The sequence below is a fragment of the Rhodoferax sp. genome (assembly GCF_025354435.1).
Classification (GTDB): domain Bacteria; phylum Pseudomonadota; class Gammaproteobacteria; order Burkholderiales; family Burkholderiaceae_C; genus Rhodoferax_B.
Genome location: NZ_JANXMU010000070.1, coordinates 54,958 through 65,103, shown reverse-complemented (window position 1 = coordinate 65,103; position 10,146 = coordinate 54,958). Strand labels below are relative to the sequence as shown.

Below are 10,146 nucleotides of genomic sequence, written 5' to 3'. Positions count from 1 at the left end.
TTGCGGTGCTGGGCGAATCCCGCTTCTTGGTCGGCGGCCAGGGCCAGGGTGTGTTGCTTCATCTTTGTCGCCTTGTGAGGGATGACAATACCAATGCAAGTCACGCGCCAGGTCGGGACTTATTCAGCGTTGCCTTAACGGTACGCAATACCGGTAGCGCAGTAAGCCCCGCCAGTTTCTATGTGCGGGATCGGCTACCTGCCAACCTGCAGTTCAATAGTGCTGCCGGCGCAGCGTGTACCGTCACCGGTGCGTTGGCTAGCGGGTTAGACCTGCAGTGTCTGGTGAACGGGCCGATAGCTATCAACGGAAGCGTGTCTTTCACGGTCAACGTAACTGCTTTGCCGGCGACCGCTGGTACGGTGCTGACCAACCGCGCAGCCGTCGACACAGGCGGTAACTTTCCTCCACCTGATCCCGGTACGTGTACCGGTACCGGCACGCCTGCAGGTTGTGCCACCGTCACAACACCTGTGGATGCCATTGCCGTGCTGTCGTTGGCCAAAACCGGCCCTGCCAGTTTCACGCTGGGAGCTGCCGCAGACTACACCTTGACCACCAGTAACAGCGGTGGGGCCGCCAGCTCGGCCGGTATCCAGGTGCTGGACCGTCTGCCCGCCAATGTGCAGTTCAACAGTGCCAGCGGTGCCGTTTGTGCCGTGAGCGGTGTTGTAGCCAGCGGCCAATTGTTGACCTGTACGGTTGCAAATAGTATTGCTGCCGGTGGCAGCTCCAGTTTCACCGTGAACGTGACTGCGCTGACAGCTACAGCGAACACGGTGGTAACGAACCGCGCGGCCGTGGATGTCCGTGGTGGCACACCGAATGACCCCAGCACCTGCACGGGCACCAATGCTGCGACCGGTTGCGCAACGGTAAACACCCCAGTGGGTGGATTCCCCATCCTTGGTTTGGGCAAAACGGGCCCTAGCAGCTTCAGCGTAGGAACCCCTGGAGACTACACGCTGACGGTACGCAACACCGGCACCGCAGCCAGTCCGGGAAGTTTTAACGTGCGCGACCAACTGCCCGCGAATTTGCAATTCAATAGTGCCGGCGGAGCGGTGTGTTCTGCCAGTGGTTCCGTGGCCACGGGCATGGACTTGCTTTGCAACGTAACCGGCCCTGTGGCTCCGGGCGCAAGCACCGCCTTCACCATCAACGTAACGGCGTTGCAGGCGAGTGCTGGAACGGTGTTGACCAACCGCGCTGCAGTTGATCCCGGTGGCAATAACCCACCACCCGATCCCGCTACGTGTGTTAACACCGGCACACCGGGTGGGTGTGCAACCACCAGCACGCCGGTAGATGCCATACCGGTACTGGCATTGGCCAAGACGAGCCCAGCCAGCTTCATTGTGGGTACACCAGCCAACTACACGCTGACCGTGGTTAATGGCGGCAATGCACCGAGTCCGGCCACGGTGGTGGTGTTGGACCGCCTCCCCGCCAATATGCATTTCAACAGTGCAACTGGCGCAAGTTGCAGTGCCAGTGGCAGCGATGCAGCAGGTATTTTGTTGACCTGTAGTGTTCCAGGCCCGTTGCAGGCCAATGCCAGCGCCAGCTTCACCGTGAACGTGACACCTTTGGCGCCTACAGCGGCCACTACGGTCAGCAACCGCGCCAGCGTCGATCCATTGGGTGGCGCACCGACCGATCCATCCACCTGCACCGCCACCGGTTTGCCTGCGGGTTGCGCAATGGTAAACACCCCTGTAGGTGGCGTATCTATTCTGGATCTTGCCAAGACGGGGCCTGCCAGTTTTACGGTGGGCGCATCGGCCAATTACAGCTTGACGGTACGCAATACCGGCAGTGCGGCCAGCCCGGCCAGTTTTTATGTGCGCGAACGTTTGCCTGTGAACATGCAATACAACAGCGCAACCGGTGCGAGCTGTTCCGCCACGGGCGCTGTGGCGATTGGGCTGGACCTGCTGTGCTTACTCAATGGACCTGTGGCTGTGGGCGGCAGCAAGGTTTTCACGGTCAATGTGACGGCGCTGCTGGTTTCAGCCGGTAGCACCGCTGCCAACCGCGCTGCGGTGGACCCCGGTGGTAATTATCCACCGCCAGACCCGGCGACCTGTACCGCCACAGGTACGCCTGCTGGTTGTGCTACCACCAGCACCCCCGTTAATCCAACACCCAATCTAGCCCTGGCCAAAACCGGCCCGGCCAGCATGGGTGTCGGTGTGGCGGTGAATTTCACGTTGGCCATCACCAACAGCGGTGGTGCCGCCACTGCTGCCAGCGTTGCGGTACTGGATCGCCTGCCCGTCAATGTGCAGTTCAATAGCGTGGCTGGTGCCGTCTGCGCCATCAGTGGTACGGTCACATCGGGACAATTGTTGTCCTGCACGGTGCCTGGTCCCATAGCGGGTGGGGGCAGTACAGTTAGTTTCACTGTCAATGTGACTGCGTTGGTAGCGACCGCTGCCACTACGGTAACCAACCGTGCGACCGTGGGCCCCACTGGCGGAACGCCTGTCGATCCAGGCATTTGTACGGCCACTGGCTTGCCAGACGGTTGTGCCACTGCGAATACACCCGTTGATGGTGTGCCATTGCTGACTTTGGTGAAAACAGGGCCTGCCGGGTTCACTGTCGGTGCGCCAGGGGACTACCGCTTGACGGTGACCAATACGGGTAGCGCAGCCAGTCCGGCAGTGTTCTATGTGCGTGAGCGCTTGCCTGCCAATTTGCAGTTCAACAGTGCTACTGGTGCCAGTTGTACGGCGAGTGGCAGCCTGGTCAATGGTTTGGATCTGCTGTGTCTCGTCAACGGTCCTTTGGCGGCAGGTGGTGGTACCCGTAGCTTTACCGTGAACGTTACACCGACCCAAGCTACTGCCGGTACTGTGCTGACCAACCGTGCATCTATAGATCCACGTGGTAATTTCCCGCCGCCAGACCCTGCTAGCTGCACAGCCAACGGCACCCCGGCTGGATGCGCCACCACCACGACTCCGGTGGCCACCATTGCGGTACTCTCGTTGGTCGAGACGGGGCCTGCCCAATTGAGTGTCGGCGTGCCGTCCTCCTATACCTTGACTGTGACCAATAGTGGCAATGCGTCGAGCCCGGCTCCCGTGACCGTATTTGACCGTTTGCCCGCGAATGTGCAGTTCAATACAGCCACTGGTGCCAGTTGCTTTGCGGGTGGCAGTGTCTCCACGGGGCAATTGCTGGTCTGTAGCGTGGGAGGGCCGATTGGGGCGGGCGGCAGTGCTGCGTTCCAGGTCGAGGTGATTGCACTTGCGCCTGCTGCCAACACCAATGTCACCAACCGGGCCAGCGTAGATCCCTTGGGCGGCACCCCGGTTGACCCCTTGGTATGCAGTGCCACTGGGGTGCCCGCCGGTTGTGCGGTTGCCGTAGTGCCTGTGGGCAATCTGCCGCAGTTAGCCGTGGGTAAAAGCGCTGGCGTACCTATGCCCATTTCCGCTACAGCATTTGAAGTCCCATACGCCGTCACCGTTGGCAATGTGGCTGTGAATGCGCTGGCTTATGCTGTGCAAGCCAACGACAGCCTCTTGCGCCTGTTCCAGACCGCCAGCACGGTCGTCGTGAAGGCGGGTAGCTATTCCGTCAGTGCGCAAGGTGGGGCTACGTGTAGTGCTAACCTTTCTTTTAACGGCACGGCAGACACCCGTTTGCTATCGGGCACAGATACCCTGGCAGGTGGACAGTCATGCCTGGTACGGTTTGTGGCGCAGGTCAGCTATGCCAATGCCGCAGCAGTGCCCAGTCAGCCTCAACTCAACAGTGTGCAGGCATCATCCATGCAGTTGGGCAGTGGTCCGAATCCTGGTTACAGCAATGGCAGCACACCCACACCGCCACCCAATGCAGTGGCGACATCCATCTCTGTGGTGAGCAACCCGCCTTCGGCAGGTGCGGCCCTGGGTACACCTGCCAATGTACCGTCCCTACCTGCCACATCCAATCCGGTTGGCGTGGCCACCCCTGTCACTTTGGTGCTGTCACCCGGCGGTATTTCCGGTTCGGTGTGGGATGACTCCGGCACGGCCACGGGTGCCAATCGCCAACGGGATCCGGGCGAAACCGGACTCGCTGGTTGGACGGTGGAAGCGGTAGATGCCAACGGCGTAGTTGTGAAAAAAATAGACCAAACACCCGCCACCACCACGACCGGTACGAATGGCTACTACCAACTGGGCGGCTTGGTACCTGGTGAATACCGGCTGCGCTTTCGGGCACCTGGCAATGCGGGCACTGCAGGCGCAGTGTTTGGCACACCGGTCAACGGAGAGCAGGGCAATCCCCAGACCGGTTCAGCTGTGGATGCGTCTGCACGTCAACTGCTGGTCACCGTGGTAGCGGGCCAGACCCTGGTGCAGCAAAGCCTGCCGATGGAACCCAACGGTGTGGTGTACGACGCGGTAACCCGCCAGCCGGTGGCAGGCGCGACCATCACCTTGCTGGGGCCGGATGGCAATGCGGTTTCCGCCGCATGGCTACTACCCTTCCAGCAGGCGCAGGTGACTGGAGCCACGGGTATTTACCGTTTCGATCTTGTCGGTGCTGCCAGCAGCGGCATGTATTCGCTGCGCATTGACCCGGCCGGTGGGTATTTGGCTCCTTCGTCCATCGTGCCTGCGCAGGCCACCGCGCTGGCGCAACAACCAGGCCAGGTGTATGCCGTGGTTCCTGGTGCAACGGCCCCACAGGGAGGTGCCCCTACCACCCATTACTTGCAACTGATCTTGTCTGTCAATAGTGCGCAAGTGGTGCACAACCATTTGCCGCTGGATCCTGCAACCGGCGGTGTGCTGGTGGTGCAAAAACAGGCAGACCGTGCGGTGGCGGAAGTCGGCGACAGCGTGCTCTACCGTATCCGGGTGCGCAATAGCGGCAACGGTGTTGTCAGCGGCGTGCGTCTGGTGGATTCCTTGCCACTGGGCTTCAAGCTGATCCCGGGCACTGTGACTCTGGCACGTTACACCGCCATGGCCGCCGTGCAGCCCAATCCCGATGGCACACCCGGCCCGCGGTTGACTTATTTGATCGGCAATGTGCTGCCGGGCCAGACCCTGGAGCTGAGCTACCGGGTTAGGATTGGCGTAGGTGGCGACCGTGGCGATGGCACCAACCGTGCGCGGGCCACCGACCAGACTGGCACCATCACATCCAACGAAGGCAAGGCCACGGTACGTGTCAGTGGCGGTGTGTTCGCCACTGAAGCCTGTGTGATCGGCAAAGTCTATGTGGATTGCAACGGTAACCGGGTGCAGGACGAAGGCGAACCAGGTATTCCGGGCGTGCGTTTGTACTTTGAGAACGGCACAAACCTCACCAGTGATGAAAATGGCCAGTACAGCATCTGCGGGCTGCGCCCCATCACCCACGTGCTCAAAGTAGACCCTCAGAGCATGCCCTTGGGTAGTCGCCTGGAGACCTTGTCCAACCGCAATGCGGGCGATGCCGAAAGCCTGTTCGTCGATCTGAAAAACGGTGAACTGCACCGTGCCGACTTTGCTGAACGCTCGTGCATGCCCAAAATACTTAAACAGGTAGAGGAGCGGCGCAAGCGCGGGCCCATCTATGTGCCCGAAATCCAGACCGGTACCGACACGGTAGGCATCCAGTTCGATTCAAGAGTCCATCGACTGGAGCGGCCCGAGTGCGACGCAACCCAAACACCAGCCTGCAAGGCCAGCCTGAAGGAAGGTGTGCAATGAGCGCCCGAAAATTCCCTGTTCTGTGTCTGCGGCGCTCGCTGTTGGCCGCTGCGGCCTCTGCCGCCTTGACCGGTGCGGGCCTGGCCCATGCCGCTGATGACGCTACCCTGCCCGTCGCCCCCACCACGGGCATCACACCTATGGGTCAAGCCTCATTGGCCGGGCCCGGAGTCGCCTACCGCGATCTGTTGGGACCCAACACCAACCGCGCCAACAGCGGCTTGCCACCCGTGGCCAGCGAAGGCTTATGGAACACTTCCAAAGGCTTGCCAGAGGATGCGCATATTCGCCTGTCGGTCTCGGCAGCCCAGGCTCCGGCCGATGGTCGCTCGTCTTTGCGCCTGGGCATTGAATTGCTGGATGCCCAGGGTGCGTTGATCACAGCCCCCACGCGACTTCGCATACAAACCACACTAGGCCGCCTGCAGCTAGAGCTTGGCTGGGCTACTGAAGGTCTGGAGGTGGTCACCACCAACGGCCGTGCCGAGTTGACACTGGTAGCGCCGGCCACACCGGGCGATGCTGTGCTGCGGGTGCAAAGCGGTGCCGTGGGCGTGCAGGGCCAGGTGAGCTTTGTGCCGGACTTGCGGCCCTTGTTGATGGTCGGCATCGTCGAAGGCTCCTTGAACTTCGGCCGTGTCAAAGGCGATTCCTTGACACCTAACATCAGCAACATCGGTTTTGAGGACAGCCTGCACCGATGGGGCGGAAGCGACAGTAGCGGCAATGGCGAAACCACCACGGCCAATGGCCGGGCCGCGGCGTTTGTCAAGGGCACGATCAAAGGGGAATACCTGCTGACCGCCGCTTTCGATTCTGACAAGACCACTACCGAAAAGCTGTTCCGTGATATCGACCCCAACCAGTACTACCCGATCTACGGCGATGCCTCATTGGTGCAGCACGATGCCCAAAGCACCAGCAAGCTTTACGTGCGCATAGACAAAGACAAAAGCTATGTGCTGTATGGAGACTTCAGCACCCAGGACCCGGCGCAGCGTCCGCGTCTGGCCAGCTATACGCGAGCGTTGACGGGGGCGAAGCTGCACCACGAAACCTCTGATGTACGGGTTAACGTGTTTGCAGCCCATAGCGCCCAGAGGCAGTTTGTGGACGAGCAGGCGGCCCGCGGTATTTCCGGGCCGTATGCCGTGTCACAGCCCAATGCCATCGCCAACTCCGAAACCGTTGAACTGCTCACGCGTGACCGTAACCAGCCCGATGTGGTGCTCAAGCGCGAATCTATGTCGCGCTACGTGGACTACGACTTCGAGCCGTTCTCTGGCCGCATCATTTTTCGCAAGCCTGTGCCCAGTGCGGACGAGAACTTCAACCCCATCTCCATCCGCGTCACCTACGCGGTGGATAACGGCGGTGAGAAATTCTGGGTCGGTGGTGTGGATGCCAGCATCAAGCTGGGCGAGCATATCGAGGTGGGCGGCAGCTATGCCGAAGACCGCAACACCGCCTCGCCCTACAAGCTCTACGGTGCCCATGCCGACGTGCAGTTGGCCGAGCAAAGCTTGCTCACCGTGGAGGTGGCACGCAGCGAAGGCAACCAATTTTTCACCGGTACGCTGCAAAACAATGGCGTACAGCTGCTGTCCGCGGACCCCCAGGGCCAGGCAGCGCGGATTGAGTGGCGCAGCGATAGCCCCGGCCTGAAGCTGCGTGCCCACGCAGCCCGCTCCAGCACGGGCTTCCAGAACGCTGAATCCGGCTTGGCCGCAGGCCGCACCGATGCGGGTGCGGAAGCGACTTGGCAATGGTCCGACAGCCTGCGCCTGCGCGGCCAGGCCTTGCACATCGAAGACGCTTTCAGCGACGGACACCGCAACGCGGCCTCTATTTCGGCAGACATGCGGCTGACCAACATGTTCAGCCTGGAAGTTGGCGCGTCACATGTAGACGAAACCTATGATCCGACCCAGCCCAGCATTGCACAGTATGGCGTGGGCGCAGTCCCCGGTACCGGTGGATCGTTAACCGACACGGGCTTTGGCTTCGCGGGGGGCGGACTGCTGCAGTCGCCGCTGTCGCCTTATGCGCTGGTGGGCACTGCCAACCAGACCGCCAAGCGCGACTACACCTCGGTCAAAGCGCGCTTGTCCGCCCGGGTGACACCCGATGCCACGGTGTACGGCGAAGCCGAACAGGTTGTGGATGGCTCGGATGGGCGGCGCGTCGGCATCGGGGCTGAATACCGCCTGAACGACCACAGCCGGGTCTATGGACGGCATGAATGGCTGGAATCCTTGTCGGGCCTGTACGGTCTGTCCGGTTTCGGCGACCATGCCACCCAGACGGCGATCGGCGTAGATACCGAATACATGAAGGATGGCCAGGTCTACAGCGAGTACCGCTTGGCCGGAGCCCAGAATGGCCGCGACTCGGCCGCGGCTGTGGGCGTGCGCAACCTGTGGCGGCTGGGGGAGGGCATCCACTTGACCACCGGATTCGAGCGGCAGCAGGTGGTCGTAGCCGACCGGACCGGCACCGCCCCTGTGATAGGCAGCATGCAGACCGCGCATGCCGTGGTGTTAGGGCTGGACTACCTGGCTAACCCGCTGTGGAAAGCCGGTGGCCGCTTGGAGTACCGGGTATCGGACACGCAGACCAATTGGCTTTTTACCGTTGCGGCGACCCGCAAGCTCGATGCGCAGTGGTCCATGCTGGTTCGCAACGTGCTGCTGGCTTCGCGGGCACGTGGCAACAGCACCGGGGATGTGACGCAAGACCGCTTCCAGCTTGGCCTGGCCTACCGCGACGTAGCCACCAACGTCTGGCATGGTCTGGCGCGCTATGAGCACCGTATCGACAACAACACCACGCCGGTCCAAACCATTGGCACCACCACCAGCGCGCTGGGCAACAGCCGCACCGATGTGGCCTCTTTGCATGCCAACATCCATCCGCAGCGCGCCTGGACCTATGCGGCCCAGATCGCCGCCAAGCAGGTGAACGAAAGCTTCTCGGGCGTCAATTCCCGTTTCAGCGCGGCGTTGCTGGCGGGTCGGGTGCTGTGGGATGTGTCAGAGCGCTGGGACTTGGGCCTGATGGCTTCTACCACCCAGGGCGGCGGCACGCGGCTCAACGGTGTCGGTGCCGAAGCCGGATACCGCCTGATGGACAACCTGTGGATGTCGGCGGGCTACGTGGTCGGACGCTATGCCGATGCCGACCTGTTTGCCTCCAATGCATCCTGGCGCGGCGCCTATGTACGCCTGCGCTTCAAGTTCGACGAAAAGTTGCTGGATGGAGACAAGCCACGTAGCAACCGTCTGCTGGAACCTGCCAACCAGGCACCTCGGGAGTGGCGAGAATGAACTACACCAAGACTGTGATGGCATCGCTGCTGGTGTTCGCCAGCTGGCACGCAACGGCGGCCGAGTCCATGCCAATGCCCATGCCTGGCGCACCGGGCGCGTCGCGCGTGGCCGAACCTGCAGCCTTTACCGCTGTGCAACAGCGGCTGAACCAACTGGCGACACAGCCGGAGGCTTGCCCGGCTACCTACCACCGCTTCAAAAGTCAAGCCTGGCTGAACGTGGCACGCGACAAATGGCACGACAGCGGCGAACCGGCTGCGGTGAACGAGAGCCTGGCGCAGGCCACGTCCCTGGTAGACCGCTTGGAGCAGGGCAGCAATCCAGCGTGGGACACACCAGCGCTGCGCGCTGCGACGCAGGTACGTGCCGACCTATGGCAGCAAGCCGAGGCACTGCGCAGCAGCACCCGGTTGTGCGCGTCTGCCGACGTGCAGCGTCTGACCGCTTTTTGCGAGGTGCAACTGGCCTGGTCCGGCTATGAAACCACCCGTGGCGGCTGGAAGCACACGGCACCCTACATCCGTATTGCCGAGGACCTGTGCGCCGAAGCGCAGCGGGCACCGGCTCCGCCTGTGCCCGAGCCACCACCTGCTCCGCAGGTAGTGCAGAAACCGCTGGTGTCAGAAAAGGTCGTGCTCAACGCCCAAGCCCTGTTCCGGCACGACAGATCTGCATTGGCCGATATGCTGCCCGCGGGCCTGCGGGCCATCAACGTACTGGCCCAAGAGTTGCGCGCTAAAGCTGGGTTGGAACACGTGGTGGTGTCCGGCCACGCCGATAGCACCGGTACGCCGGGCTACAACCATCGCCTGGCCCTGGCGCGGGCCGACACCGTGCGCAATCTGCTGGTCATGCGCGGTGTCGATGCCAGCAAGATGGACGTGCGCTCCTTGGGCGACACCCAGCCGGTAGTGACCCAGTGCCAACGTGCTGGGGGTGCCGCAGGATGGCTGGCCTACACCGCGTGCCTGCAACCCAACCGCCGGGTGGAGATTGAATGGCAGGGCACGCCGTAGCAGCGCACCCAGCCTGCGGTGCATTACATTTTTTATCCTGCAATATTTTGGATAAAAAGTGCTTTTAGCGTAAGTTCTACCTACGCTAGAAGCTAT

The 10,146-nt window shown here is 61.8% G+C and carries 3 protein-coding genes; all 3 read left to right on the top strand.

The features are described 5' to 3' along the window. Positions 1–473 precede the first annotated feature (473 nt). Genes Q0T48_RS17525 through Q0T48_RS17515 form a run of 3 tightly spaced genes read left to right on the top strand, consistent with a single transcriptional unit; the run spans position 474 to position 10,050 of the window. Entirely contained in the window at positions 474–5,705 is a 5,232-nt protein-coding gene (locus tag Q0T48_RS17525) for an SdrD B-like domain-containing protein (protein WP_295958857.1), read from the top strand. Continuing rightward, a complete protein-coding gene (locus Q0T48_RS17520) occupies positions 5,702–9,031 on the top strand; it encodes a hypothetical protein (RefSeq protein ID WP_295958854.1) in 3,330 nt (1,109 codons plus the stop codon). Before Q0T48_RS17525 ends, Q0T48_RS17520 begins: the two co-directional genes overlap by 4 nt. Beyond that, the gene (locus Q0T48_RS17515; RefSeq protein WP_295958852.1) at positions 9,028–10,050 is read left to right on the top strand and encodes an OmpA family protein; all 1,023 of its coding nucleotides are present in this window, start codon (positions 9,028–9,030) and stop codon (positions 10,048–10,050) included. The genes Q0T48_RS17520 and Q0T48_RS17515 overlap by 4 nt, the downstream gene beginning before the upstream one ends. The last annotated feature ends 96 nt before the right edge of the window (positions 10,051–10,146 follow it).

What these genes read in the sequence shown, in the direction of transcription:
- Q0T48_RS17520 (WP_295958854.1), top strand. Translation starts at nt 5,702, where the DNA reads ATGAGCGCCCGAAAATTCCCTGTTCTGTGTCTGCGGCGCTCGCTGTTG.
- Q0T48_RS17515 (WP_295958852.1), top strand. Translation starts at nt 9,028, where the DNA reads ATGAACTACACCAAGACTGTGATGGCATCGCTGCTGGTGTTCGCCAGC.